The 26,379-nt window shown below is 47.5% G+C and carries 24 protein-coding genes; 13 read left to right on the forward strand and 11 right to left on the reverse strand.

Features of this window, described 5'->3' with window-relative positions; translation table 11 throughout:
* Positions 1 to 69: 69 nt before the first annotated feature.
* The gene (locus J8N69_RS05945) at positions 70 to 729 is read right to left on the reverse strand and encodes a cytochrome b/b6 domain-containing protein (protein ID WP_168824824.1); all 660 of its coding nucleotides are present in this window, start codon (positions 727 to 729) and stop codon (positions 70 to 72) included.
* Positions 730 to 906: 177 nt separating this feature from the next.
* Here J8N69_RS05945 and J8N69_RS05950 point away from each other — a divergent pair, with 177 nt between their 5' ends.
* From J8N69_RS05950 to J8N69_RS05960, 3 genes are all read left to right on the forward strand, one after another.
* A complete protein-coding gene (locus J8N69_RS05950) occupies positions 907 to 1,938 on the forward strand; it encodes an SRPBCC family protein (RefSeq protein WP_168824825.1) in 1,032 nt (343 codons plus the stop codon).
* A 369-nt stretch (positions 1,939 to 2,307) separates the two neighbouring features.
* Complete coding sequence (gene pepQ, locus J8N69_RS05955) at positions 2,308 to 3,633, forward strand: Xaa-Pro dipeptidase (protein WP_168824827.1); 1,326 nt, start codon at positions 2,308 to 2,310, stop codon at positions 3,631 to 3,633.
* 336 nt (positions 3,634 to 3,969) lie between these two features.
* Positions 3,970 to 6,111: a methyl-accepting chemotaxis protein gene (locus tag J8N69_RS05960; protein ID WP_168824829.1), complete on the forward strand. Its 2,142-nt coding sequence runs from the start codon at positions 3,970 to 3,972 to the stop codon at positions 6,109 to 6,111.
* Between the two features lie 125 nt (positions 6,112 to 6,236).
* Here J8N69_RS05960 and J8N69_RS05965 read toward each other — a convergent pair whose 3' ends face one another.
* Complete coding sequence (locus J8N69_RS05965) at positions 6,237 to 8,090, reverse strand: bifunctional sugar phosphate isomerase/epimerase/4-hydroxyphenylpyruvate dioxygenase family protein (protein WP_168824831.1); 1,854 nt, start codon at positions 8,088 to 8,090, stop codon at positions 6,237 to 6,239.
* A gap of 315 nt (positions 8,091 to 8,405) precedes the next feature.
* On the opposite strand from J8N69_RS05965, the gene pcaQ reads away from it, so the two are divergent.
* The 3 genes from pcaQ (at position 8,406) to J8N69_RS05975 (ending at position 10,291) form a co-directional block, all read left to right on the forward strand.
* Entirely contained in the window at positions 8,406 to 9,371 is a 966-nt protein-coding gene (gene pcaQ / locus J8N69_RS05970; protein WP_168824833.1) for a pca operon transcription factor PcaQ, read from the forward strand.
* Positions 9,372 to 9,730: 359 nt separating this feature from the next.
* Complete coding sequence (locus J8N69_RS17105; RefSeq protein WP_269751566.1) at positions 9,731 to 9,838, forward strand: helix-turn-helix domain-containing protein; 108 nt, start codon at positions 9,731 to 9,733, stop codon at positions 9,836 to 9,838.
* A 141-nt stretch (positions 9,839 to 9,979) separates the two neighbouring features.
* Positions 9,980 to 10,291, forward strand: a complete 312-nt coding sequence (locus J8N69_RS05975; RefSeq protein WP_168824835.1) for a cupin domain-containing protein — start codon at positions 9,980 to 9,982, stop codon at positions 10,289 to 10,291.
* Between the two features lie 134 nt (positions 10,292 to 10,425).
* Here the strand turns inward: J8N69_RS05975 and J8N69_RS05980 are convergent, their stop codons facing one another.
* A complete protein-coding gene (locus J8N69_RS05980) occupies positions 10,426 to 10,722 on the reverse strand; it encodes a Dabb family protein (RefSeq protein ID WP_168824837.1) in 297 nt (98 codons plus the stop codon).
* A 103-nt stretch (positions 10,723 to 10,825) separates the two neighbouring features.
* A complete protein-coding gene (locus tag J8N69_RS05985) occupies positions 10,826 to 11,581 on the reverse strand; it encodes an SDR family NAD(P)-dependent oxidoreductase (RefSeq protein ID WP_168824839.1) in 756 nt (251 codons plus the stop codon).
* Positions 11,582 to 11,707: 126 nt separating this feature from the next.
* Here J8N69_RS05985 and J8N69_RS05990 point away from each other — a divergent pair, with 126 nt between their 5' ends.
* From J8N69_RS05990 to J8N69_RS06010, 5 genes are all read left to right on the forward strand, one after another.
* Positions 11,708 to 12,601: a LysR family transcriptional regulator gene (locus J8N69_RS05990; RefSeq protein ID WP_168824841.1), complete on the forward strand. Its 894-nt coding sequence runs from the start codon at positions 11,708 to 11,710 to the stop codon at positions 12,599 to 12,601.
* Between the two features lie 161 nt (positions 12,602 to 12,762).
* Positions 12,763 to 13,776 carry a thiosulfate ABC transporter substrate-binding protein CysP gene (gene cysP / locus J8N69_RS05995; protein WP_168824843.1) on the forward strand — a complete coding sequence of 338 codons (1,014 nt, stop codon included), beginning with the start codon at positions 12,763 to 12,765 and terminating at the stop codon, positions 13,774 to 13,776.
* A gap of 118 nt (positions 13,777 to 13,894) precedes the next feature.
* Complete coding sequence (cysT, locus tag J8N69_RS06000) at positions 13,895 to 14,755, forward strand: sulfate/thiosulfate ABC transporter permease CysT (RefSeq protein WP_168824845.1); 861 nt, start codon at positions 13,895 to 13,897, stop codon at positions 14,753 to 14,755.
* Positions 14,756 to 14,764: 9 nt separating this feature from the next.
* Entirely contained in the window at positions 14,765 to 15,646 is an 882-nt protein-coding gene (gene cysW, locus J8N69_RS06005) for a sulfate ABC transporter permease subunit CysW (RefSeq protein ID WP_168824847.1), read from the forward strand.
* Complete coding sequence (locus J8N69_RS06010) at positions 15,643 to 16,764, forward strand: sulfate/molybdate ABC transporter ATP-binding protein (protein WP_168824850.1); 1,122 nt, start codon at positions 15,643 to 15,645, stop codon at positions 16,762 to 16,764. Before cysW ends, J8N69_RS06010 begins: the two co-directional genes overlap by 4 nt.
* 45 nt (positions 16,765 to 16,809) lie before the next feature.
* On the opposite strand, the gene J8N69_RS06015 is transcribed toward J8N69_RS06010, so the two are convergent.
* Positions 16,810 to 17,733 (reverse strand): histone deacetylase family protein, encoded by a 924-nt coding sequence (locus J8N69_RS06015; protein ID WP_168824851.1) that lies wholly within the window; start codon positions 17,731 to 17,733, stop codon positions 16,810 to 16,812.
* Positions 17,734 to 17,894: 161 nt separating this feature from the next.
* Here J8N69_RS06015 and J8N69_RS06020 point away from each other — a divergent pair, with 161 nt between their 5' ends.
* Positions 17,895 to 20,366: a bifunctional acetate--CoA ligase family protein/GNAT family N-acetyltransferase gene (locus J8N69_RS06020; protein ID WP_168824853.1), complete on the forward strand. Its 2,472-nt coding sequence runs from the start codon at positions 17,895 to 17,897 to the stop codon at positions 20,364 to 20,366.
* 27 nt (positions 20,367 to 20,393) lie between these two features.
* Here the strand turns inward: J8N69_RS06020 and J8N69_RS06025 are convergent, their stop codons facing one another.
* Positions 20,394 to 20,777 carry a septal ring lytic transglycosylase RlpA family protein gene (locus tag J8N69_RS06025; protein WP_168824855.1) on the reverse strand — a complete coding sequence of 128 codons (384 nt, stop codon included), beginning with the start codon at positions 20,775 to 20,777 and terminating at the stop codon, positions 20,394 to 20,396.
* Positions 20,778 to 20,893: 116 nt separating this feature from the next.
* Positions 20,894 to 21,091 carry a hypothetical protein gene (locus J8N69_RS06030; RefSeq protein ID WP_168824857.1) on the reverse strand — a complete coding sequence of 66 codons (198 nt, stop codon included), beginning with the start codon at positions 21,089 to 21,091 and terminating at the stop codon, positions 20,894 to 20,896.
* On the opposite strand from J8N69_RS06030, the gene J8N69_RS06035 reads away from it, so the two are divergent.
* On the forward strand, positions 21,090 to 22,169 hold the full coding sequence (locus J8N69_RS06035) for an AbrB family transcriptional regulator (protein ID WP_168824859.1): 1,080 nt from the start codon (positions 21,090 to 21,092) through the stop codon (positions 22,167 to 22,169). The two genes, J8N69_RS06030 and J8N69_RS06035, sit on opposite strands and share 2 nt — an antisense overlap.
* A gap of 79 nt (positions 22,170 to 22,248) precedes the next feature.
* Here J8N69_RS06035 and cdd read toward each other — a convergent pair whose 3' ends face one another.
* Genes cdd through J8N69_RS06055 form a run of 4 tightly spaced genes read right to left on the reverse strand, consistent with a single transcriptional unit; the run spans position 22,249 to position 26,341 of the window.
* The gene (cdd, locus tag J8N69_RS06040) at positions 22,249 to 22,665 is read right to left on the reverse strand and encodes a cytidine deaminase (RefSeq protein ID WP_168824861.1); all 417 of its coding nucleotides are present in this window, start codon (positions 22,663 to 22,665) and stop codon (positions 22,249 to 22,251) included.
* 17 nt (positions 22,666 to 22,682) lie between these two features.
* Positions 22,683 to 23,651, reverse strand: coding sequence for an ABC transporter permease (locus J8N69_RS06045; protein ID WP_168824863.1), 969 nt, complete (start codon positions 23,649 to 23,651; stop codon positions 22,683 to 22,685).
* 9 nt (positions 23,652 to 23,660) lie between these two features.
* Complete coding sequence (locus J8N69_RS06050; protein WP_168824865.1) at positions 23,661 to 24,758, reverse strand: ABC transporter permease; 1,098 nt, start codon at positions 24,756 to 24,758, stop codon at positions 23,661 to 23,663.
* A complete protein-coding gene (locus tag J8N69_RS06055; RefSeq protein ID WP_168824867.1) occupies positions 24,755 to 26,341 on the reverse strand; it encodes an ABC transporter ATP-binding protein in 1,587 nt (528 codons plus the stop codon). The genes J8N69_RS06050 and J8N69_RS06055 overlap by 4 nt, the downstream gene beginning before the upstream one ends.
* Between the last annotated feature and the right edge of the window lie 38 nt (positions 26,342 to 26,379).

Raw genomic sequence — 26,379 nt, forward strand, 5'->3', positions numbered from 1 at the left:
TTAGAAATTTTAACGAGCGGCAATGATAGCAAATAACCCGCCTGTCTATACATTTAAAAATCGACTGTTTTAGATGGGCATCATCCAAAGCGCCGCTAACCAAGCCAACCCCATTAATAAAGAAAAAATCACGCCCCAGCGAGGGGTTTGCACCCTAACCGAAGCGGCGACAGGGTGTTTTTTGCGGCCATGAATCATCGCCTCAATCAATCGTTCTTTAAGACACAGCTCATGATAAAGCACGGCGAGTACATGCAAGGCCACCAGCCCTAACAATACATTGGGTAAAAAACGATGGATAGACGCTAATTCACTTGCCCAAGCGTCTGGAATAAGCCCATAAAAAGGCCCAAACCAAAAAATCTCGTCGCTGGTAAACAGCCCTGTTCCCCACTGCACCGAAAGCCCCAATAACAGTGTCACGACCATTAGCCCGCCGAGCGGATTGTGTCCTAGGTATTTTTTCGGCTGAGCCGATAGCAGCGATTTAACGAACGTGAGCGCGGCGTTTGGCCCTCGGACAAACTGGCAAAAACGGGCGTAATACGAACCACAAAAACCATACAGAACACGGGCAACAATCACCGCTGACAACCCGTAACCCATGTGAAAATGATATTGAACATAGTCTGCTGTTGATTTGCCCGTGAGGATCAAACCGGTAAACAGCAGCACCATAAGCCAGTGCAATATGCGCACAGGCCAATCCCACACCAATGTCGATTTCATCCAAACCGCCCTTTGCTTCTATTCTAAAATTGCCCGCTCAAATAACGCCCACTTGCCAAAGAGTGACATTAAACACTATGCTTTGAAAAGTATTATTCATCTTGCTTGATTGTCGAACATGAAGGAAGACGCACCTTTCAACCTAACCGCCTTGTAACGCCATAAAGGATAAGACGAATGCTTGTCATACTGTGCTTGATTACATTGTTTTGCCTGCTCCTGCCGGCTTATTTTTTATTATTTACAGGGCGGTTTTTTAGTCGCGAAAACACCGTGATCGATGCGCCTATCGAGGCGATCGCTGAGGATTTAGGTGACCTAAACAACTGGCAAAACTGGCTACCTTGGTTAATCTATGAACCCTCAGCCGAGGTGACCTACGAGTACCTCAATTCCGGTATGCACTCGGTTTTTCCGTCCTGTCTGGTGTGGCGAGGTAAGCACATCAAAGAAGGCTATATGTCGCTGGAACCCACTCGCTCCAGCGCCCATTATTTCCACACTTTATTAGAAGCACCAGCATTTTTCCCCAATGATGTGCATTTCAATATTGACCTCACCAAGCAAAAAGAGCGCACCTTAATCACCCTACAAATAACCGGAAAACTGCCCTTTTTAAGGCGCTGGAAACAAAAAGACTATCAACTCCGAGCCGCCAAAGACACCGAACTGGCGCTTCTCAAACTCTTAGCCTATTTGGCTAAACACAACACCAATCCAAGCCATGAATACCATCAACCTGACTTTGCATGGCTCGGCCAAACAAGGCTCAACAACATAGACGCGGTCACTCGTCCGTTTGTGGTGAGCAACCAACCCATGTCACAAAAAATGGACCAAGGATTTCACGATTTAATGGTTGAGCTTGGTTCCGATAACCCCCCTGCTGGGCCAAGTTTTGCCCTGTATAAAAAAGTCGATATCGCCCATCATTTCTTTTCGGGGCGCTTAGGCATTCCCGTGCAAAATATGGTACCGTGCGAGCTTTGCCCCGAACGCATCGTGTTGCGTGGCGACTATCTACACCTTCGTTATACGGGGCGTTATCAAAGTTTATCGCTGGCGTGGCACGTGCTTTATAATTTTATGCGACTGCATAACCTAACGCCGCACCCGCGTCGCCATGGCGTGGAAGTTTTTGAAGTGGGTCCGGCAGACACCAGCCATTCGAAAGATTATGTTACTTCTGTTTATCTGCCCATCAAATAATTGGCTTAGGCGCTCTTTTGTGGGACAGTCTAGGTTTTAACATCAATAAGGAACATCAAATTGGTCACGTCACCCAAGGTTATGCAATTGGTCGAGAGTCTTTTGCGCATCATTTTAACGATTGTTTTCTTCTATGCGTTTAAAGGCTTATTTGATGTCGAAAATGATTTATTGTTGGCATTCTTTTCCGTACTTTGTGCTTTCATCCTCTTTAGAGGATTGGTGCTCGGCTTCAATAAATTGACCGCCAAAAAATAGTGCCAAAGCACCGTTAACTTAGCGTATCCTTATCTTTTCACTCCCCCTGAAAAACATAAAGCAGACAGAATGGACACCAGTCTGCGTTCTAGCTAACACTTGCAGATAAACATGAGTCCTTCTATGACCACACTCTATCAACAACATCTCGTCATTCTCACCACTCGATACGACAATGCCATGGCGCATTTCGGTCTCGATGCCATCGTTTTAGCCTCAGGGGAAAAAAGTTATTACTTTCAGGATGATCATACTCACCCTTTTCACGCTTATTCAGGCGCGCAGCAATGGCTACCTTTTACCCTAGGAGCGGACACTTATATCGTCCTGCAAGCAGGCAAAAAACCTACCTTGGTGTGGCCTGTGCGTGACGACTTTTGGCACGCGCCTAACCCAGTGCCGAGCGGCGATTGGCAAGCAAACTGGGACATTGTCAGCGCGAAGAAAACCGATCAATGGTGCGTCGGCTTACCTAAACAAACCGCTTGGCTGGGTCCAAACGCCATGCCATTTGCGGTCGCTTGTGAGGGCTTAAAAGCCTATGTGGATTTCGCCAAGGCGGTGAAAACGGACTTTGAAATTCACGCCATGCGCCAAGCCAATCTACGCGGTGCCGCTGGGCACATGGCCGCAAAAGAGGCTTTTTTAGCGGGCACGAGCGAACTCGAAATTCATCTTGCCTTTTTAAACGCCAGCCAACAGAGTGCCTTTCAAGAACCTTATCCTGGCATTGTCGGCTTAAACGAGCACGCGGCGGTGCTGCATTATGAGCATAAATCGACAGCAAAAATGCCAGCATCTCGCACGCTGTTGATTGATGCCGGAGCAAACGAACACGGCTACGCCAGCGACATTACGCGCACTTTCACCCGTCACAATGATGATTTTCGTGCCTTAGTCAATGACCTAGACGCCATGGAGCAAACCCTTTGCCGTAGCGCCCTGTCTGGCGTTAGCTTCCGAGATTTGCACCAAGAAACACTGGTGGGCATTGCTACGTTACTTCACCAACATAAAATTTGCTCATTGAGTGTTGAAGCGCAACTCGCCAAACGCATCCCGCAAGTTTTCTTCCCTCACGGCTTGGGTCACTTGCTGGGCTTACAGGTTCACGACGTAGGCGGCCATCAAATAGATCAAGCTGGCACATTAAGCTTGCCAGACGAGCAAGCGCCGTTCCTCAGACTCACCAGAACACTTGAACAAAACATGGTGATCACCATCGAGCCCGGTGTGTACTTCATCCCCATGTTGATAGACAAGATGCAAGCAGAAATCAACAACCACGGCTGCGACATGGCACGTATAGCGCACTTTATGCCCTATGGTGGCATTCGCATAGAAGATAACATAGTGGTAAAACACGACCGACCTGAAAACCTGACTCGTGAGGCGGGCTTTAGTCAGCTCTCACCAGAAGCGTTTGGCAGCCATTGAAATCACCCCATTTGACAATAAGTTAGATGCGACGCTAGGTTCACTCCATCCTCATTGGTAAAAATCTAAAACGGGTGAACCTAGCGCCTGCCCAACCATGAAGCAAAACAGGCAAAAAAATACTATTTTGGTGCACCACAAGCATTCTCCTACCTTGGACATTCACTGCTTTTTCCAATATATCCAGTCGAATGCCAATGCATTTTTCTCTGCTCGCAGAACATCAAACTAAAGTTTCGACTATCAATACAAATGGCAAATATCTTGCTTTTTTAAAAGCTCCCCCTAAGCATCTGCAACGACGTAGCGCTTACTGCAATGGAGCAAAAGTTCAAGATGAATTTAAAAAGCAATCATATGTCACTGTCATCAGCAGAACGCCGCTGGCTACCTTGGTTTGGCAGCAATGGTCGGTTCTCGCTTTTCAGATCATGCTACTTAAACAAAAACACTTATCAAAATGTCGAAAAAACCTTTGAAAATATTGCCAATACACGAGTCAAACTGCTCAATAATTGGGTCAATACTCAGTGGTCTCAGTTGGATGTTTTACTGGAAATCGTCGGCAGCTCTTTTCCAGCTATTGAACAAGACGCCCTAGACGAACGCTTAAACATCGTGCCCGACGTATCAGAATACTTTGTCATAGACACCCAAGGCAAAGTGCTAAAATCCACCTATCAACCTCGTATCCATTCAACCGATTTACCTGCCGCAGCGATAGCCGCAGGATTAAAAGACACATTTCTTCACGGCCCTTATATTGACCCAAACACCTTAACGATTGGCGCCTCTAGCTCAAAATTTCATGACGCTGTCACTCTGATGTTTTACCTGCCCATCAAGAAAAACGGTGTCTGTGTTGGTGCCATTTGTGCTCGCGTGCCCAATGATGTTGTTGGCGATATTATCCAACGAGAAGCCGGACACATTTACAAAGAATCCGGCGACAACTACTTATTCATGGTGAAATCAGAATTTGATCAATCCCTCTCACCCGGCACCGCCCTGTCTCGCTCACGCTTTGAAGACAACACCTTCAGCCACGGCGAAAATCTAAAAAGCGGCATTAATACAAAATTCGGTACCGTGAAAGTTCAAAAGCACACAGAGTTTGAAATCCGCTTTACCGACCCTGCAACAAAAGCATTGCACCCCGGTGTTCGAGAAACCATCAAAAACGGCCAAAACCTTTTTGTCACTTACCCGGGCTATTCCGACTATCGACACATTCCGGTTATCGGCAAAGGCGTGACCTTTCAGTTAAAAGGCAGCCCAGATACGTGGGGCATGATGTGCGAAGGCGATTTAGAAGAAGTCTATCGGCGTCGTTCTATCAACTTAAAACTCATGCGCAGCTACTTACTCGCCTCCAGTGTGCCTCTTGTCATCAGCAGCTCATTACAGGCTTACACCAATTTGTCTATTCTCATGACGAGCGTGGTGGCTTTCGCTAGCTTAGGTGTGGCGGGATTGCTTTTTAACCGACTTAGCACGAAAAAAATAAGTAACCGCATGAGCCAAATGACCGAAGTGATTCAGACCATTGCAGAAGGCGAAGGCAACCTTAAACAACGCCTTGACGACAACCTTGCCAATGACGAAACCGGTGATATGGGACGCTGGATGAACAGCTTTATTGATAATCTAGACAACACCATGGGACAAGTTATTTCCGCCAGCACCAACGTCAAAAAATCCAACGACTTTATGATTCGCACCAATGAAGAAGCTCGGCAAGCTTCGCACTACCTTGAAGCCACCGTCGAAAGCATGCTGACCGTGTTCCAACAGCAAATAGACGAAGTGCAAAGCGCCTCACAAACCGCCGAAGCCCTGAAACAAACCATGGATCAAGTGGTGGCAGAAACCCAATCACGCCTAAAAGAGGCTAAAGCAGGCACACAAGAAATTCGCGATGTGGTACGAACCACAGCCGAGTCGGTAAAATCACTGGATCAGAAAACCAATGAAATCGCTGGCATTATCACCACCATCTCGGACATCACCAGTCAAACCAATCTACTGGCACTCAATGCCGCCATTGAAGCCGCCAGAGCCGGGGAACATGGGCGTGGGTTTTCTGTCGTGGCCGACGAAGTGCGCAGCTTAGCCTCCAAAACCGCCGCCGCGGCCGAAAAGATACAAACCATGTTAGAAGGCATTCAAGAAGAAACCCGCAGTGCCGTGAGTTTTATGGAAAAAGGCGCGGAAAACGTCGACAGAAATCTCATGGCAAACGAGCAAACCAACACGGGAGACAGCGCCTTGTATGAACTCGTCGACACCATATTTGACGCCATTTTATTGCTAAACGACAGCAACCAAGAAAACGCCAATACCGCACAGGAAATGGGCGCCGCAACCGAGCAAATGCGACGCTCAATCGCGGCCTTACAAAGACGTTCATCCCGCGTTGGATTGTCCGCGTTAAAGCTCGATTCTCTGGTGGGGCAATTTCAAGTAACCGCCAAATAACAAAAAGATGCAGCTGTCTTTTCCACTTTTTAAAGCAAAAAAAGCCGGAGGAAGTTTCCTTCCTCCGGCATAATTTCCTCACAAAAAGACGCCAACAATCAATCATTCCCCGCAATGACAATGATTTATTGTTTCTCTTGGCGCGCCTGTGAGGCAAGACGAACAAACGCATTCGCTTCACCGTAACGGCTGTAATCACCCACCCGTTGCACCACTTCAAAAAACACGCCATGCACTTCTTCCGTATAGAAATGGAAGAATTCACCTTCGTCGTTTTTGTCGTACATAATATTGTGCAACTGCAATGTCTTAATCAGATCGGAAGACAAGCCAAAACGCGCTTCTATATCACGGTAATAATTCGGTGGAATGGGCAGCTGTTTCTCGCTATCAATGTTCTTTGCCGCCGCAAAAATATCATCACAAGCAAACGCAATTTGGTGCACTCCAGAACCCTTTGATTTCTGAATAAAGCGCTGCGCTGACGCACCACGAGCGTTGGTCATATTCAATGGAATACGCACCCGCTTGTCTTTGCTTAACGCAGTACGGCTCACCACTAAGCCATGAATATCAGGCAAGTCTTGGCTGGCATCGATGTCGAAACCAAACAAGGATTTGTAAAAGAAAGTCGCCGACAAAAAGTCCGTGTTGGACACCGTTTGACCGATGTGATCGAAACGCGTTAAACCAACGCCAGTTTCGCCTTGAATGCCTTGAATGGGTTTAAAATCTACCTCGAAAAAACGCACGGCCGCATCCGCCGACACCAGATACACCAAGCTATCGCCAATACCGCGAAGCGCTGGGATATTTAATTCACCAGGACCAGCCTGATTTTCAAAACGCTCCACCCGATAGCGCGCAGCCAACGACAAGGTGGCTTTAACGTTTTCCGAAGCAAACGCCATCGCGCACACCGACACACCGTGTTTCTGAAAATGCTCGTGGGCTTGGCTTTTCGGCTCGCGGTTGAGGATCAGGTTAATGTTTCCCTGACGCATCAAACTCACGTTTTTAGAACGGTGTTTGTGGGTTTCATGAAAACCCAACTGAGCTAAGGTATTGGTCAGCGCTTCTCCACTCTCACCTTCTATCGCAAACTCAATAAACTCCACATCGCTCACTTGTGGCGCCACAATCGGAGCGGTTTTTTCTTCACGCTTGCTCACCGTTTGATCGTCTAACCAAATCAAGGAACGCATGCCATCAATGGCTTTTTCTAATGGCGAAGAAGAACGAAACTCATCGTTGAAAATTTCATGGGACAAATAATCGTCAAAGCCTTTGTCTTTCAGCACTTGTAAAAACGCGACCACTGGCATGTCGCCTTGACCGGGGAAACAACGAAAATGTCGGCTGTATTGCAACACATCCATTTGTAGGCTGGGCGCATCGGCGACTTGCACCAGCGCAATTTTGTTTAACGGAATCTCATCACGTAGCACATCTAATGTATTACCACGGGAAAACATATGAAAAGTGTCTAAAATAATGCCCAAATTTGGATGGTCAACACGCTTCACCAGATCCCATGCGTCATGGTAATCGGCAATATAATAGCCCCAAGCAAGAGCTTCATAGCCCAACATAATGCCTTCTTTTTTGGCTATTTCAGCAAGAGCAAATAAATCCGCCGCGCAAACGTCACGATCCGCAGAAGAGTAAGGCTGCACATTACTGCAAAATAACAAACGATTCGTACCCAACTCATGAGCTACATCGATTTTGTGCTGCAACATCTTTGCCTTTTGCGAGCGCATTGGCTCAGGCATACCTTCCATATCACGGAATGGTTGCAAAGCAATAATTTCCAAGCCTAGATCTTGCGCCATACGACGCACATCTTTTGGCGTACCATCAAACTGAGTTAAGTCATTCTCGAAGATTTCCACGCCTTGGAAACCGGCTTTTGCCGCCGCTTCGAATTTTTCTCTCAGCGTGCCAGATATGGTAACGGTTGCGAGTGCTGTCTTCATTCTTACGCCCTGACTGTCTACATTTCATAACGAAAACGATATATGAGAAACAAACCTGATTTTTGCTTCTATATTTACTAATATTGATGCTAGCACAAGATTTTTACTTTTTGCGTCAACTTAACAATGAAATAAAACACTAAAAATATATCGAAAAAGGAATACATAAGCTCTTTTAAAAGGCGCAGGATAAGAGTGTAATATAACAAAATTATTCCCTTATTAGCGCTTGCGATGAGCCTGATTCTTTAGTGTTTCTGACTTAGCGGCTAATCACTGCCGACTAAACCATGCGTATACGATGGGAGACTTTTTATGTTAGAAAACCGTATTAAATATCGTCACTTACAATGCTTTTTAGAGGTCACTCGCCAAGGTAGCGTAGTGCGTGCCGCCGATGTATTGGCGCTCACCCAGCCCGCCGTATCGAAAAAACTCAAAGAATTAGAAGACATTCTTGGTGTTCGGTTACTAGAAAGAAGCAAAAAAGGCGTTGAACTGACGCCTTTTGGCAATGTGTTTCTGGAACACGCCAGCACCAGCGTGGCGGCATTACGAGAGGGCACAGAACGTGTCGCCCAAGCCCAACAAAAAGGCATCAGCCGCATCAGTATTGGCGTACTGCCGACGGTGGCCACAAGCATTTTGCCAGAGTCTGTGAAGCGTTTTCGCACCGGGGGAATGGATGCTCGTCTGCATTTGGTTTCTGGCCCAAATGCGTTGTTAATGAGCCAGTTACGCGTTGGCGAATTAGACTTAGTGGTCGGCCGTTTAGGCGTTCCTGAAGCCATGTCTGGCTTGTCATTCCAGCATTTGTATTCTGAACAAGTGACCTTTACCGTGCGCCCAAATCACCCATTGCTCACAAAAGAAAATTTCCAAATCAGCGACATTGCCCATTACACCGTGCTCTATCCGCCCAAAGGTTCCATTACCGCGCCCTACGTGGATCGCTTTTTATTGTCCCAAGGCGTTGGCACTCTCACCGATAGAATCGACACCGTATCCGACTCTTTTGGTAAAGAGTTTATTCGCAACAACGATGCGGTGTGGATCATTTCTCGTGGCGTCGTCGCGCGGGAAATTTCCGATGGAGAACTGGATGAACTGCCCATCGACACCAAAGAAACCTTAGGCGCCGTTGGCCTCACCACGCGAGCGGATTCCATTCCATCGATGGCCTTAAAACTGTTTATGAACGCGGTTCGCGACACCGCTCAAACCTTAGACAGCTATTACAAACCCATTGAACATCATCATAAAGACAGCCCTGCCATTTGATTCAAGACACAGGCGACCTCCGTAAAGTCAGAATGGCAGTAGGTAACCAAGTAAAGCGGCAATATAAGAGTTGTGTACTTCTTGGCAACAAAAGAAATTATCTACTGAATCATGGCGCGAAAGATAGCCTGACGAATGCAGAGAAAGCTGAACTGAAAAAGCTATTGAAGAAAGAGGTTTAACATCAGTATTTTTAATGAATAAAAATCGTCATTAGAAGAGGCGGTAGACATCCGCCAAGGCCGTCATGAAGCGTCCCGTATTACTCGCTTTGAAATCACGGATGTAAAGTCTATTCGCGATAGTCTTCAAGTTTCTCAGCTGAATTTGCCAAAGCGCTAGGCACCAGCGAGGATACGATTAAACGCTGGGAAAGCCGGCGCCACAATCCAACAGGTTTGTCTGCCAAAGTGCTGGCAACGATTCAAGATAACCCAAGTTTTTATCAAGAGTTATCGGCTCACTAACAACACATTCCCTCTACTCCCTGATAAAACGTCGCTTTCACCGTCAGAGTGACGTTTTATCGCTTTCTCGCTTGGCTAACGATTAAGTAGCTTGTACTTTTTACGTATCAAACAATTTCTCAACGTCAAAAAGGTCAGTTCATGACATTCATCAAAGCCAAAGACTTCACTGCCGATCGCCCTTGGGGCGCTTTGGACATTGCTAATATGAACGGTGTGACGACGCGTTTACATTGGACGAATCAGCCTTACAAATGGCATATCAACGATGGTGAAGAAGTGTTTGTGGTGTTAGATGGCGAGGTGAATATGCATTATCGAGTCGATGGAAAAGAGCATATTCAGCTGATGACCATAGGTGATATTTTCTTCGCGGCGATTGGTACAGAACACGTGGCGTACCCGATTGGTGAAGCCCGTATTTTGGTGATTGAAAAAGAAGGCAGTATTTAACCAACCTAATACCGAAATTTTTTGCATGAGTCATAAGAAAAAAGACACAGAAATAAAAGCCCTCACGTATGAAGTGTCCAACTTTATAAGGCCACTTCACATAGAGGGCTTTTGGAAAGCATATAAAGAGGCTTTTAAATACTGTAATCAATAATAATCATATCACTGAGCAACGGACCTAGTAGTTTTTTTATCTCGTCATGCGCTGCATGCGGCAAATAATGATTGCGTGCCGCTTCATCGATAAAGGTCATCATCACACAATGTGTAAACCCTTTATTAGCCCCTTCGTTACTATTATTTACGCCCCATTCTATTGACGCAATCCCCTCTACCCTCTCGGTGATGCTATCGAGTGTTTCAAAAAATATTGAGATATTTGAGAGCGCTGCAAATTCATTAAACTGAATAAGTAAAATATGCCGAATCATAATACGTATCTCCAAATTACAGTGGTTTTGCCTCGATAAAAGTACACAAGGCGTTCATTTATTTGTGTTAATAATAAAGTCACTTAATTATTAGTCTGGCCAACTAGAGAAACATCCCGCCAGACGCTTCAATACGTTGTCCCGTAATCCAGCCGCTACCTTCACTCAACAACATGGCAACTGCGTTACCAATATCATCGGCTTCACCGACACGACCAAGTGCCGTGATAGACGACACCATTTGATTCATTTGTGGGTTATCACGTACATTACCATCGCGAAAATCCGTCGCGATTGCTCCCGGTGCCAAGGTATTTACACGAATTTGTCGATTTGCGAACTCTTTTGCCATATAACGCGTCATGACTTCTACTGCACCTTTGGCTATAGCGTAGGCACTTGAACCTGACATACTAAAACGTGCCAAGCCAGAAGAAACATTCAGAATGTGTCCGCCGTTTTTAATAAAGGGCAATAACGCCTGTGTTAAAAAGAACGGGCCTTTCACATGAATAGCCAACATATCTTCCAACTCTTCATAAGTCGTGTCTTCAAGACTGGCATGCATGCCTGTACCTGCGTTGTTGAGTAAATAGTCCACATCCGAACGCCCAAATTCACGCTCTAGTATGATGCCTAATTGACTAATAAAGACCTCAAACGCTGCCACATCTCGTGTATCCAGCTGAACAGCAAATGCTTTTTGGCCTTTTTGCTGAATGGTCTCAACCACGTCGTCAGCCGCTGCTTTATTTTGGTGGTAGGTAAACAGCACATCGACGTCTTTGTCCGCCAGAGCTAATGCGCTGCTTTTTCCTAATCCTCTGCTTGCACCTGTGATGATCGCTAACTTTTTCATAGTCTATTCCTCGTTGTTTATTTGTTCGGTTGTCGAAACACAAGTGCAGAATAAAGATTTTATTAATCTGGATATACGTACCAAAAGTGATAACATTGTTCGCATTAGGCGAACAAAGGAAAAGTAATGGACAAGTTTGAAGCTATGCAACGTTTTGTCTTAGTCGCTCAATTTGGTAGTTTCACTAAAGCAGCAGATGCTCTTGGCTTGCCAAAATCGAGCATCTCCAGTGCAGTCCAAGGTCTTGAACGTGAACTGGGGACACGACTTTTGCATCGCAGCACTCGCAATATCACGTTAACCCAAGACGGTGAGATCTATTTACCACAGTGCCGAGCATTACTCGCTAATTTAGACGCACTAGACAGCCAATTCCAACGAGAACCAAGTGATGTTCGCGGTGTACTTCGAGTCGACATGCCAAGCCGCTTTGCAACCACTGTCGTTATTCCCCAATTAGCAAAGTTTATCGATCAATATCCAAACATCCGCCTAAAGATAAGTAGTGCGGATTATCGAGTAGATATGATTAAAGAAGGCATTGATTGCGTCATTCGAGTGGGTAATCTTGCTGACAGCAGTCTTATCGCTCGTCCCTTAACACAGTACAAAAGCCTAAACTGTGTATCACCCTGCTACGTGAAAAAGTTTGGCATCCCACAAACGCTTGCAGAATTAACCAATCATAAGCTGATCGAATATTCCCATTCACTAGGCAATCTCGATGCACAATTTGAGTACATGGAAGACAACAAGGTAAAACAACAATCCATGCCAAGCAGCCTAGCGGTTAATGGCACAGACGCCTATTTGAATGCTTGTTTGTCGGGTCTTGGTATTGCACAACTCCCTGTAATTGGTGCGGAAGGTTTCATCGAAAAAGGCCTGCTTATTCCTGTATTAACTCAATTCGAAGCAGAGCCAATGCCGGTATCTTTGCTCTATCCATCACGCAGACAACCAACCAAACGCCTGACTGTCTTTATGGATTGGCTACAGTCAATAATGCTAACGAAATAAAAAAAGTCACAACTCATTTCATTAAATTATCAAAAAGCATTTGTTTTGAATAATTGTCCTATCTATATTCCAAAAAAGTTTATTTATGGACATTGTAATAACTAAATCTTTTAAGTAACCTCTTTCTTAATGAAATATTAAGCTTCCCAGACGAGGGTACTATGAAATCTAAACCACGCTTTTTGAAATCCATTATTGGTACATTGTTGTTGAGCGGCGCCGTACAAGCGTCGGCGGCGGATCAAACCATTCTTAACACGTCTTACGACATCGCTCGTGAGTTGTTCGCGGCTTACAACCCAACTTTTGAGCAACATTGGTTGGACAAAACCGGCAAAACCATCGAGATCAAACAGTCTCACTCGGGTTCTTCCAAACAAGCAAACGCCATCATGAATGGTTTGTCTGCTGATGTGGTGACCTTCAACCAAGTCACCGACGTGCAAGTCTTGCATGACAAAGGCAAGATGATCCCAGGCGATTGGAAAGAGCAATTCCCTAATGCCAGCTCGCCTTACTATTCAACGATTGCCTTCCTTGTTCGTAAGGGCAATCCTAAAAACATTCAAAACTGGGGCGATTTAGCGGCGCAAGATGTGGCTTTGGTATTTCCTAACCCAAAAACCTCTGGCAACGGTCGCTATACTTTCCTAGCCGCTCAGGGTTATGCACAAAAAACCTTCGGTAAAAACAACGAAGCACAAGTCGACGATTTCCTAGGCACGTTTCTGAAAAACGTCTCTGTGTTTGATACCGGCGGTCGTGGCGCGACGACAACCTTCGTTGAGCGTGGTATCGGTGATGTATTGATTACGTTTGAGTCCGAAGTAAACAACATCCGTAACCAATACGGTGCCGATAACTACGAAGTCGTGGTACCAAAAACCTCTATCTTGGCGGAATTTCCCGTGGCCGTGGTTGAGAAAAATGTTAAAAAGAACGGCACCGAAGACGTGTCTCGTGAATACCTGAGCTACTTGTACAGCGAAGCATCCCAGCGTCTATTAGCGGGTTTTAACTACCGTGTTCACAACGATGTAGTGAAAAAAGAATTCGCAGACACCTTCCCTGAAGTAGATTTGTTAACCGTCGAAAATATTGCTGGCGGCTGGCCACAAGCGACTAAAGACATCTTCACTAATGGTGGTAAACTAGACCGACTTCAGCGTCGCTAATATCAAAACAGATAACAACTAGCCGGATACGCTTGCGTGTTCGGCTTTTCTGTCTTTAATTTTCTGTCTTTAAAGTCACTAGCGCCTTCATTGCAACACTGTTATCGAGACCATAAACATGGCAACACATTTAAGCGCGGCCGACACGCGACCTCGCCATAAGCGAGTCTTGCCCGGACTCAGTTTAAGCTTGGGAACCTCTCTGCTGTTTATCAGTTTGATTCTGCTCCTGCCCATGACAGGGCTGATCATGCAATCTGTCGATATGGGTTGGGACAGATATTGGCAAGTAATCAGCGATGAACGTGTGGTCGCCAGTTACAAGGTCACCCTATGGGCGGCGTTATTGGCGTCTATTTTTAACGGTTTCTTTGGTCTATTGCTCGCGTGGGTTTTAGTCCGTTATGAATTCCCCGGACGTCGCATTTTAGACGCGTTAGTGGATTTGCCCTTTGCGTTACCAACCGCGGTTGCCGGTATTACCTTAGCCACCTTGTACGCACAAAACGGCTGGTACGGTGACATACTCGAAAGCCTAGGGCTCAAAGTCGCTTATACGCCGTGGGGCATTGTGCTTGCCATGGCCTTCACCAGTATTCCCTTTGTGGTCAGAACCGTGCAACCGGTTTTGGAAGAGCTGTCCCCCGAAGAAGAGGAAGCGGGTATGACTTTAGGCGCGTCCGATTGGTCGGTGTTTCGTCGGGTGATTTTTCCGGCCTTGTGGCCAGCCTTGATGACGGGCATTGCCTTGTCGTTTACCCGTAGCTTAGGCGAATTTGGCGCGGTCATTTTCATCGCGGGCAACATGCCTTACGTCAGTGAAATTACTTCCTTGATGATTTTTGTCAGCTTACAAGAATTTGATTTTGCGGCGGCCAGCGCCATTGCGTCCGTTGTCTTAATGGCGTCCTTGGTACTGCTGTTCGCGATTAACCTCTGGCAAGCACGGTATTTACGCCGTCTTCATGGACGCAGTTAGGAAGAGATTATGTCATCTACGAAAAACGTATCTAGCCAGCTAAGAGTCGGCGACAGCCCTTGGGTAAAATGGTCGCTCATTGGCATTACCCTGTTTCTGACGGCCATTTTGTTAGTGGTGCCACTCATTGCCATCTTTCAACAAGCCTTTATGGAAGGCGCGGCGCATTACTTTAGCAGTTTAATCGAAGCCGACACCTTGCACGCCATAGGATTAACACTGCTCGTTGTGCTTCTAACCGTGCCCATTAACTTGGTTTTCGGCGTCATGCTGGCGTGGGCTGTGACCCGCTTTGAATTCCCCGGCCGTAAATTATTAATGACCCTGATGGACATTCCGTTTGCGGTATCGCCTGTGGTGGCGGGTCTGCTTTACCTTTTGCTGTACGGCAACAACGGTTGGATCGGCTCATGGCTATATGACCAAGACATCCAGCTGATGTTCGCGTGGCCCGGCATTGTCATGGTGACGGTGTTTGTCACTTGTCCGTTTGTGGCGCGTGAATTAATCCCCTTGATGCAACAACAAGGTCGAGAAGACGAAGAAGCCGCCGTAATTTTAGGCGCGTCTGGCTGGCAATTGTTCCGCCGCGTTACCTTGCCGAATATCAAATGGGCGCTGATTTATGGGGTGATTCTCACCAATGCTCGAGCGGTGGGGGAATTCGGTGCTGTGTCTGTGGTGTCCGGTAATATTCGTGGTGAAACCAACACCTTGCCATTATTGGTGCAAGCGCAATATGAAGACTATCAAGCGGCAGCGGCCTTTGCCAGTGCGTCTCTACTAGCCATGCTCGCTTTACTAACCTTGCTGCTTAAAGCCTTCATCGAATGGCGTCTGGAACGCAGTTTAAAAATTGAAGCTGAAAAAGAAAAACAGGTGACACAATGAGTATTTTGATTGAAAACATCTCCAAGAAATTTGGCCACTTTCAAGCCTTGTCACCTTTGTCATTGGATATTAACGAAGGCGAAATGATTGGCTTACTGGGGCCGTCCGGCTCGGGCAAAACCACCCTATTGCGTATTATCGCGGGGCTTGAAGGCGCCGATACAGGACGCATTCAATTTGGTGACCGAGACGTGACCAACTTACACGTGCGCGATCGACGCGTAGGCTTTGTGTTCCAAAACTACGCCTTGTTCCGCCACATGACAGTGGCTGACAACGTAGCCTTTGGCCTAGAAGTCTTGCCTCGTAAAGAGCGGCCCAGCGCCACTGAAATCAAAACACGGGTGATGCATTTATTGGAAATGGTGCAGCTTGAGCACCTTGCCAACCGTTTTCCATCCCAGCTTTCTGGCGGGCAAAAACAACGTATCGCCTTGGCGCGTGCTTTGGCGACACAGCCCGAAGTCTTGTTGCTAGACGAACCCTTCGGCGCCTTGGATGCCAAGGTGCGCAAAGAACTGCGTCGCTGGTTGCGTGGCTTACACGATGAACTTGGCTTCACCAGTGTCTTTGTCACCCACGACCAAGAAGAAGCCTTAGAATTGTCAGATCGCGTTGTGGTGATGAGCAATGGACACATTGAACAAATCGACCAACCGGGTGCGCTTTACGCCTCACCGAACAGCCGCTTTGTGTTCGACTTCCTTGGCAACGCCAATGTTTTTGACGGCAAAATCGACAGCGGCAAATGGCACAATGGATCGGCTAATATCGCTTTACCGACCACGACCGAGCTAAAAGACGGTCAGTTATATATACGCTCCCACGAGTTTTTTGTTTCTAAAGCGCCAACAACGCAAGCCAACTTGCCACTGAGAGTGATTGCCATCAACCCGATTGGCGCCGAAGTCCGCCTCGAACTCACCCCAATCGACTGGCAAAGCAACGACGTCTGGGAAATCGACCTGCCCCACAAGGCGTTTGACAAAAACGGCTTCGAGAAAGGCCAAACCTTGTACGTCACCCCGAAAGCCGGCTATTTCTTCGCCCATGACGCACAACAAGCAGTGCAATTGAACTGGGAAGCAGAAAAAACAATCACCGCGGGAAATGTCTAATTAACCTCAACCTAAGAGCGACACTTATAGTGTCGCTCTATTGCGTTAAAGCCTCATCAGGCTTTTGATATGACAAAACGCGGCGCGGCCGAGGGCGTCTATGTTGTAGCCGCCTTCCAATACCGAGACGACTTTCCCGCCGCAATGGCGATCTGCTACGTCCATCAAAAGATCGGTAATCCAGGTAAAGTCCGACTCGCTCAATCTAAGCTGCCCCATGGGGTCTTCTTTATGAGCATCAAAGCCAGCTGAAATCATAATAAGCTGAGGTTTAAACGCATCGAGCGCTGGAAGCAGTTGCTCAGTCATCATCGTTTGAAAGGCTTCACTACCGGAACCTGCGGCCAAAGGCATGTGTAGAATATTATCGTGGGAAGCGCCGGGGTCGCTGTAGGGATAAAACGGGTGTTGATAGCTGGACGCATAAAGCACGTTAGGATCGGTCTTAAAAATGTCTTCGGTGCCGTTGCCGTGATGTACGTCAAAATCCACAATCGCCACGCGCTCCAAACCGTATTGCTCGATGGCATAACGGGTGCCAACGGCGATGTTATTAAACAAGCAGAAACCCATGGCTTTGTCGTATTCTGCATGATGACCCGGTGGGCGAATCGCACAAAACGCATTGTCCATCTCGCCTGACATGACTAAATCGACCGCTTTAATCACCGAACCTGCTGCATACAGTGCCGCGTCTAACGTGTGCGGCATCATCAAGGTTTCTGGCTCCAGTTCCACATGACCTTCTTCTGGCGCGCGGGCAAAAATAGAATCCACATAGGCTGTATCATGGGCGAGAATTAGCTGGTCACGCGTTGCTGGATCGGACTCCAATCGACGCAAAAAATCCATTAACTGCCCCATGATCAAGCGATTTTGAATCGCGCCAAGCCGCAGTGGCGATTCAGGATGATCGTCGCCCATATCATGTTTGTCACAATACGTGTGTGTGATGTAAGCCGTTGTCATTGGATGTCTCTGAATTTTTATTTTTCTATAGTTGTTATGACTGTGTCTTGTATCAAGCCACAAATGAAAAAGACAATCCATCCTACCATGGTCTACCATTCATACGGATGAAGACTATGCTACTGTCATAAGATGTACATTGAGTTTATGGAGAAGATCAGGTGAGCCAACACGCATTACAGTCTCTACTCGCCCCGACCTCTATGGTGGTGCTCACGGGCAACGACGCCCACGACCCTCTCATGTTGGCGCTGTTAAACGCCTTATCTAACACACAAAAGTCGCACCCAGAAAAGTCGTATCAAGAGTCCAGTGCAGCAAAATCTTGTCCTGTGAGTCTGGTTGGCGTTCGGCCCGCCACAGCGTTTGCTTTTCCGCTGTATTCAACGCTCAGCGAATTACCCCAAAGCCCTGATCTTGCGGTGTTGGTCGGCTCTTATGCTGCCCAAGAAAGCCAACCTTCCATGGAAGACATTATTGCCGCCTGCGGCGCGGCGGGCATTGGTTCCTTATTAATGCTGTCGTGGACAGGCGATAGCCAAGCATCACTGGTCGACTCGTTACGCAAACACAATGTGCGTTTACTGGGCCCAAACAGCTTTGGTATTTGTCGCCCGAAACAAGGCGTGTTTGCTTGGCTTGGCTTGACTCAGCCATTATCGGGGCGTTTGGCGCTGATGTCGCAATCGGGCACGGTGGCCAGTGCGCTTGTAGATTGGGCCACATGGCAAGGTATCGGCTTTTCCCAAGTGGTTTCCATGGGAACACCGGTCGATGTGATGCCGTCACAAGTCTTGGACTATTTATCCAATGATTTCGACAGTCAGGCGATCTTGATGTATTTGCAGAAAATAGGCCATCCGACACGTTTTCTTAGCAGCTTACGCGCCACAGGTCGAAGCAAACCCGTTGCGGTGGTCACCGAACACTCGGTCGGTGCTGATGAACGGGTGCTCGACGCCGCGCTCAGCCGAACCGGTGCGGTACGTGGTCGACGTTTAAATGATTTAATCGCGGCGGCTTCCGTGATGACCAATGCCCGTCGAGTCAAAGACGGCTCGCTGCTCATTATCGGCAATGGCGCAGGCCCTGGGGAGCTGGCCGCACAAAGAGCCATGGAACTGGGCATTGACCTACTCACGCCAGCAGGCGAACTACACGACAGATTAGAAGCCACCATGGCCGGTCGCGGTGGCATTGGCCCCGTCACAACCGTGTGGGCCAGTTGCGCCACGGATCTATTCATCGATCTCGCGGTCGATGCCTTGCAAAACAAGGATTGCGGCGCGGTATTACTGACGCTCAGCCCAACCGCGCTGATCGACATTGATTCCTTGTACGATCTGATCATCAAGTTGCATCGGACACAGAAAAAGCTCGTTATGGTGTGTTTGCTGGGCGGCGGTAATATGACCAATATGCGCACGCGCATTAATGAAGCCGGCATTCCAACCTTTAGAACCCCCGAAACCGCTATTGAAGGCTTTCAGTTTTTGGTGCAATTCCAACGCAACCAATTACTCGCTAAACAATCGCCTGACAGCCATGCGTTTCGTTTTAAAATTGATGTCTCAGAAGCCACCAAAACCCTTAATCAGCTTTTTGAACAAGAACGTAAACAAGAGCTAAAACAAGGTGACAAAATTCCCCAAACCGATACGTTAAGAGACGTTTTTGAACTGTTCCATATTCGCTTAATTACCCGTCGTCAGCCTGCTCATCAGTTATCCGCGCCGATCCATTTACGCGTCTTTCAAGATGCCATTTTTGGCCCTGCCATTGGTTTGTCTTTAGAAGGTGCTCAGCAACACAAACAAGCCGAAGCCGTTGCCTTGCCGCCACTCAACACGATTTTGGCGAAAGATTTAATCCAGCGCGCCTTTCCCGGCGAAGCGTCCTTTGAGCTGGAAAGTCTACTGCGCAACTTATCCACCATGGTGTGTGAATTACCCGAAATTGAAAGCCTAGAACTGGCCGATGTCAGACTCCACGACAGTGGCAGTGTGTACGCTGACGTTACCGCCAATCTGCGACTTTGCAAACATTGGCGGCGCTATGAACATCTCGCGATTCACCCTTACCCAAGACAATGGGTATCAGAAAAAGTATTGAAAAATGACGAAATCGCCACCGTTAGGCCGGTTTTACCCAGAGATTCCGGCATATTGGCGGATTTTGTCCGCAGCATGTCCCACGAAACGCGATACTTTCGCTTCATCTCCAATATCGAAGAACTCACGCCACGTATGCTCGCCAGCATGTCGCATATCGACTACGACCGAGAAATGGCGTTACTCGCGGTCATTAACCGTGACGGACAAGATTTACTCATCGGCACCGCACGCTACATAGACAACTTCGACGATCAAAGCTGCGAATTTGCCGTCGTGCTAGGCGATGCATTCCAAGGCCTAGGCTTGGCGTCTTACCTGATGCGACAACTGTTTCAAGTCGCCGCTGACAAAGGCGTTCGTGTGATGAAAGGCATTGTCCTAGCAGAGAACAAACGCATGATCGAGTTTTGCAAACATTTAGGTTTCAGCATACAAAGAGACCCAGACGATTTTAGTCAAGTGATCGCCAGTATTAAACTAACGCCAAACTTACTTGAAAAGTGTCGAGACGCTTGCTGATAAATAGTAGAGCTGAATATCACGAGGCTAGCGAAGCACCTCAATCTCAACTTCTACAACACCATCCCGAGTATTGCCGATACGTTGGAAGGCGGATTTACTCAAATCAATAATGCGACCACGAACGAATGGCCCACGATCATTGACGCGTACCACGACGTTTTTGCCATTCTCGACGTTGGTCACTTTAACTTTAGAGCCAAATGGCAAGCGCTTATGGGCGGCGGTCATGGCGTTTTGATCAAACAATTCACCGCTGGCGGTTTTACGCCCTTGGTACTTCATCGCGTAATAACTGGCTTTACCACTTTCTTCGAATCCAACTGAATCCGAGCGACTGATTGGACCGCTCGCGCAGGCCGTCAGCATCAGCGGCAAGATTGCCCAACATAAAATACGGATTGTTCGCATGGTTTTTCATTCCCTTTAAGTGGCTTTGCTTTTAAGTGACTTTGCTTTTAAGTGACTTTAATTGTCAGATGCTATGCTCTTAGTCTCATAGTAACAGATACGTCCGCCTAGCAAACTCAACCTAACGAAACATTGGTCAGCTTGTTGTCAGGTTTCTGCAGTATATTGTTTTTCTTTGCCTGAATGATGCCCAACCGCTCAGCAACATAAGCTGAGAGTATGCTTAACATCACCAGAGACGCCAATCGTGCCAGTCTATTTAAGGTATGCTTTGCACCCTTGTAACCCCATTGATTTTTTTGAATAATTAGCATGATTTCCTGTCTTTTATCTCGTTGTAAAACGCCCTCAAGTTGGACAACGCCTTGGCGATTAACCGTCTTATTGGTTGTCTCTTTTGTTTTAGTAGTTTGCTTTGAATATGCAAATTTGCCCGCGGCGCTGCTGCTTGGCCCTATGATTACTGCCATTATGTTAGCCACCAGCGGCGCTGGCATTACGCTACCCAAGCCAATGTTTTTAATGGCGCAGGGCATTTTGGGGATGATGATAGCGAACAGTTTGCCGTTAACGGTTTTCGCAAAAATCTCACAAGAATGGCCGTTGTTTCTCATTGGTACCGTGTCGACCATTGTGACATCCAGCTTTTTGGGGTGGTTACTCAGCCGCACCGGCTTATTACCCGGTACCACCGCGATTTGGGGATCGTCGCCCGGCGCAGCATCGGCCATGACCATTATGTCGGAATCCTACGGCGCCGATATGCGACTGGTGGCCTTCATGCAGTATTTGCGCGTCGCTTGTTGCGCCATTGCCGCTACCGTCGTTGCGACGGTGTTTCATGTGGATGAGTTAATTGTCGAACCCACAGATTGGCTGGGAGTTTCATCTTGGTCAGGTTTTACCCTCACGTTGGCTATCATTTTAGTCGCCTGCGTTGCGGGGGTGATTTTACGCTTGCCTAGCGGCCCCATGCTACTGGCCCTCGCTGTAGGCTTGATGATTAAATTCTCCGGCATTCTGCCCATTGTCTTACCCAATTGGTGTTTAGCGATCAGTTTTGCGGTGTTAGGTTGGTCGATTGGCTTTCGCTTCACTCGCCAAGTATTACGACATGCGTGGTATGTTTTCCCTCACGTATTAGGGGCCATCCTCGCGCTGATTGCGATCAATGCTTGTGTTGCCATGCTGTTGATTAGCTTTGCGGATATCGACCCACTCACAGCCTTTCTCGCCACCAGCCCAGGTGGGGCCGACTCCGTTGCTATTATCGCCGCGTCCACCCGTGCGGATGTGTCGTTTGTGATGGCGATGCAGGTAGCGCGCTTTTTATTGGTGCTGCTTGCTGGGCCAATGCTCGCCCGCTGGCTTTCGAGCATTAAAGCAATCTAAAACGAAAGCAATCTAAAATAAAAACAGCCTAAAACGAAAAAACCACCCGAAGGTGGTTTTTAAAAACAACAATTAAGCGCTAGCTGGCTTGTTCAAGATTTTCCGGACCAAATGAAAAAGGCAATAGCTCGTTCAGAGTAAGGGATTTTCTTACCCCTTCTGCGCCGCAAATATGAACCTTGGTATCCACCGAAGAAAATTCACGAATCTTTTGCCGACAACCACCGCAAGGCGTAACCAATCCGTCGCCTTTGCCTATAACGTAAATGTCTTGAATTTGCGTTTCACCATCCAGCACCATAGCGGCAATCGCCCCCGCTTCAGCACAGGTGCCTTCTGGGTAAGCAGCGTTTTCCACATTGCAACCAGAGTAACGCTTACCACTGGCGGTCAAAATAGCCGCACCAACAGGAAAGTGAGAATAAGGCACGTACGCCTTATTCATCGCGTCTTTCGCAAGTTCAAACAATTTAGCACCTTGTTTTACATCAGGCATGGTTTAAATCCAACATATTAAGCTCGCTCTTTCACATAGGGTCGACCAATGGCTTTTGGCGCAATGGCTTTACCGATAAAACCCGCCAGCAACAACACAGTCAACACATAAGGTAAGACTTCAATGGCTTGCACTGGCACTTGGCCAATACCTGGAATCTCAACACCTTGCATACGCACTGCAACCGCGTCTAAGAAGCCAAATAACAAACAGGCTAATAGCACAGGAACCGGACGCCATTTACCAAAGATCAACGCCGCTAACGCCATATAGCCTTTACCGGCACTCATGTCTTTTAAAAAACCCGCATTATGGGCGGTCGACAAATACGCGCCTGCCAAGCCACATAAAATGCCACACACGATCAAAGCGCGATAACGAATTAAAGCAACGGAAATGCCCGCCGTATCCACCGCATGAGGGTTTTCCCCCACCGCCCGCAAACGCAAACCAAAGCGCGTTTTGTAAATCACCCAATAGGTCACAGGCACCATGGCAAACGCCAAGTACACCAGGATATTATGCCCACTGAGCAAATTCGAATAAATCGCGCCAATCACCGGCACATCTTGCAAGGCATCGGCAAAGGGGAAGGTGATGTCTAAGAAACGTTCGTTCCCAGACAACGCCGGAGTTTGTCCGCCCATACCAAACCAATGCATCGACAAGGTAACGGTCAACCCCGCCACAATGGTATTAATCGCCACACCCGACACAATATGATCGCCGCGGTGCGTAATACAGGCAAAACCGTGGATCATCGCCAAGGAGACCGAGGCTAAAATACCAAAGCACAAGCCAATCCAGGCTGAACCAAATATCGCCGCCCCTGCGGCAGCGGCAAACGCGCTACCAAGAATTTTCCCTTCTAAGCCGATGTCGACAATCCCCGCGCGCTCAGAAAACAAGCCCGCCAACGCGGCGAAAATAAGCGGCGTAGAAACGCGCATTGTCGCGTCTAACATGAGTATCAATGTTTCAAACATAATTGTCCCCTACGCGACCGCTCTGCGAATAAAAAAGCCTTCGATACGATCTTTAAACATATGCTCAAGCGCACCTGAAAATAAGATCACCAAACCTTGAATCACCACGACAATTTCAGGCGTAATGGTGGGAATCTCAAACGCCAACTCAGCCCCACCTTGATACAAGGCGCCAAACAGTACCGCCGCTAAAACAATACCAATCGGATGATTACGTCCCATCAAGGCCACCGCAATCCCCGCAAAACCATACCCTGCGGTAAAGTTTAGCAATAGGCTATGGTTTACCCCCATGATTTCATTTAGGCCCACAAAACCCGCCAAACCGCCCGATATCAACATCGCCCAAATGGTCACTTTCGCGGTATCAATCCCAGCGTAACGCGCCGCGCTAGGGCTGGTTCCTAATGTACGCAACTGATAACCCCAACGCGTATGCCAAATTAATCCCCACACAAACACACAACAAATCAGTGCCCAAATAAACGCCAGATTCAAGGGGGAATCACCGATATCTATCCCCAAAGGAGAGAAGATTTCATGCAAATACGGTAGCCATGCATTCTCTTCAAACGTTCGGCTATTGGGCGCCATGCGACCGTCTTCTTTTAGCCAATTGACAATTAAGTAAACCATCAAAGACGAGGCAATAAAGTTGAACATAATGGTGGTGATAACAATGTGACTACCACGGCGCGCTTGTAAATACGCTGGAATATAGCCCCATGCCGCCCCAAATACCGCGGCACCAATAACAGCCAAAGGCGCAATCACGTAAAAGGGCATGGTGTGATCCAATGATAAACAGATCAAGCCAACCCCTAAACCACCAATATAGGCTTGGCCTTCACCACCGATATTGAACAAGCCGCCTTTAAAGGCCACCGATACGGCCAAGCCAGTAAAGATAAGATTGGTGGCGTAATACAAGGTGTAACCCACACCTTCGCTATAACCAAATGCGCCGTAGATTAAGTAACCCGCGGCTTCAATGGGGTTTTCGCCAATCGCCAGAATCACCAAACCAGACACAAAAAACGCCAGTGACACATTTAAAATAGGAATAAGGGCCATGTTGACCCAAGCTGGAACTTTTGCCTGACTCATACGGACTCCCCTTCTTTTTCTGTGCCTTCTTTTTCTGTGCCTTCTTTTTCTGTGTAATGGGCATTCGCCATCATTAAGCCAAGGGTTCGTTCGTCAGCGTCTTTTGCATCAAGCTCACCCACCACCGCACCATCAAACATCACTATAATGCGATCACTCAGTGCCATAATTTCATCCAATTCAACCGACACCAGCAAAATGGCTTTGCCCGCATCGCGTAATTTAACAATTTGCTCGTGAATATTTTCTATCGCGCCGATGTCCACCCCGCGGGTTGGCTGACCAATCAGCAACACTTCAGGGTTTTGTTCCACTTCACGGGCAATCACAATTTTTTGCTGATTACCGCCTGAAAAATTAGCGGTTTTCAAATATGGGTTAGGTGGACGAACGTCCCACGCCGTCATGCGCTCATTACATTCATCAAGCATCGCCTTGCGATTCATCAAGACTTTGCCGTTGTAAGCAGAGGAATTATGATAACCCAACACCGCGGCTTCATAGGCTTCAAAGCCCGTAACCAAGCCCATTTTATGGCGATCTTCTGGCACATGAGCCATTTTCAGATCACGCATTTGGGCGGCGTCTTTTGGCGCTTTCGCGGTAATCACTTGACCGGCAAAATGAATTTCGCCTTCGTCCATCGCAGTGATACCAGAGAGCACATTCAGCAGCTCACTTTGTCCGTTACCAGACACACCCGCAATGCCTAAAATCTCACCCGCACGCAGCTCTAGACTGACATTTTTCAGACGCTTAACGCCTTGGCTGTCCAATTGAGACAGGTTCTGCGCAGACAGCAAAACCTGACTCGGCTTGGCCTCGCCTTTATTAACCGTAAGGCGAACTTTCTTACCCACCATTAATTCGGCAAGCTCTTCCTTGCTGGTCTGAGCCGTTTCACGATGGGCGACCATTTCACCTTGGCGCATCACTGACACATTGTCGGTGGAAGCCATGATTTCACGTAATTTGTGGGTGATTAACAAGACAGTAACGCCCTGATCTTTTAGGGCTTTTAAAATACGGAATAGATGATCCGCTTCTTGCGGTGTCAACACACCGGTGGGCTCATCTAGAATCAGAATACGGGCACCACGATACAGTGCTTTTAAGATCTCAACTCGCTGCTGTAAACCCACCGGAAGTTCTTCTACTATGGCGTCGACATCAATATCCAAGCTATATTCGTGGGCTAAGCGTTGTAGCTCTACACGCGCCGCGCCAATGCCATTTTTTAGCAAGGCGCCGCCTTCGGCTCCCAGCATCACGTTTTCAAGTACGCTGAAGTTTTCCACTAACATAAAATGCTGATGCACCATGCCGATACCCGCATTGATCGCGTCTTGCGAACTGCGAATATCAACACGCTTACCATCGACTTCAATATGTCCGGTATCGGCCTCATAAAAGCCATAAATGATACTCATCAAAGTGGATTTACCCGCGCCGTTTTCACCGATAATTCCGTGAATCGTACCCACCGGCACTTGTAAGCAAATGTCTTTATTGGCCTGAACGGCACCAAAACGTTTACTGATGTCTCGCAACTCAATTGCGTATGGCATTGTTTTATTTGTCATATCAAAAAGGAATTCATCTGCTTATAAATAAAAATACT

Source organism: Marinomonas profundi, assembly GCF_020694005.1.
GTDB classification, from domain to species: Bacteria; Pseudomonadota; Gammaproteobacteria; order Pseudomonadales; family Marinomonadaceae; genus Marinomonas; species Marinomonas profundi.

Coding starts and splice junctions, on each gene's coding strand:
- cysT (WP_168824845.1), top strand. CDS start 13,895: ATGGCAACACATTTAAGCGCGGCCGACACGCGACCTCGCCATAAGCGA.
- J8N69_RS06015 (WP_168824851.1), bottom strand. CDS start 17,733: ATGACAACGGCTTACATCACACACACGTATTGTGACAAACATGATATG.
- J8N69_RS06035 (WP_168824859.1), top strand. CDS start 21,090: ATGATTTCCTGTCTTTTATCTCGTTGTAAAACGCCCTCAAGTTGGACA.
- J8N69_RS06045 (WP_168824863.1), bottom strand. CDS start 23,651: ATGTTTGAAACATTGATACTCATGTTAGACGCGACAATGCGCGTTTCT.
- J8N69_RS05965 (WP_168824831.1), bottom strand. CDS start 8,090: ATGAAGACAGCACTCGCAACCGTTACCATATCTGGCACGCTGAGAGAA.
- cysW (WP_168824847.1), top strand. CDS start 14,765: ATGTCATCTACGAAAAACGTATCTAGCCAGCTAAGAGTCGGCGACAGC.
- J8N69_RS06050 (WP_168824865.1), bottom strand. CDS start 24,758: ATGAGTCAGGCAAAAGTTCCAGCTTGGGTCAACATGGCCCTTATTCCT.
- J8N69_RS05990 (WP_168824841.1), top strand. CDS start 11,708: ATGGACAAGTTTGAAGCTATGCAACGTTTTGTCTTAGTCGCTCAATTT.
- cdd (WP_168824861.1), bottom strand. CDS start 22,665: ATGCCTGATGTAAAACAAGGTGCTAAATTGTTTGAACTTGCGAAAGAC.
- pcaQ (WP_168824833.1), top strand. CDS start 8,406: ATGTTAGAAAACCGTATTAAATATCGTCACTTACAATGCTTTTTAGAG.
- J8N69_RS06025 (WP_168824855.1), bottom strand. CDS start 20,777: ATGCGAACAATCCGTATTTTATGTTGGGCAATCTTGCCGCTGATGCTG.
- J8N69_RS05950 (WP_168824825.1), top strand. CDS start 907: ATGCTTGTCATACTGTGCTTGATTACATTGTTTTGCCTGCTCCTGCCG.
- pepQ (WP_168824827.1), top strand. CDS start 2,308: ATGAGTCCTTCTATGACCACACTCTATCAACAACATCTCGTCATTCTC.
- J8N69_RS05945 (WP_168824824.1), bottom strand. CDS start 729: ATGAAATCGACATTGGTGTGGGATTGGCCTGTGCGCATATTGCACTGG.
- J8N69_RS06055 (WP_168824867.1), bottom strand. CDS start 26,341: ATGACAAATAAAACAATGCCATACGCAATTGAGTTGCGAGACATCAGT.
- J8N69_RS05975 (WP_168824835.1), top strand. CDS start 9,980: ATGACATTCATCAAAGCCAAAGACTTCACTGCCGATCGCCCTTGGGGC.
- J8N69_RS06030 (WP_168824857.1), bottom strand. CDS start 21,091: ATGCTAATTATTCAAAAAAATCAATGGGGTTACAAGGGTGCAAAGCAT.
- J8N69_RS05980 (WP_168824837.1), bottom strand. CDS start 10,722: ATGATTCGGCATATTTTACTTATTCAGTTTAATGAATTTGCAGCGCTC.
- J8N69_RS05960 (WP_168824829.1), top strand. CDS start 3,970: ATGAATTTAAAAAGCAATCATATGTCACTGTCATCAGCAGAACGCCGC.
- J8N69_RS06010 (WP_168824850.1), top strand. CDS start 15,643: ATGAGTATTTTGATTGAAAACATCTCCAAGAAATTTGGCCACTTTCAA.
- cysP (WP_168824843.1), top strand. CDS start 12,763: ATGAAATCTAAACCACGCTTTTTGAAATCCATTATTGGTACATTGTTG.
- J8N69_RS05985 (WP_168824839.1), bottom strand. CDS start 11,581: ATGAAAAAGTTAGCGATCATCACAGGTGCAAGCAGAGGATTAGGAAAA.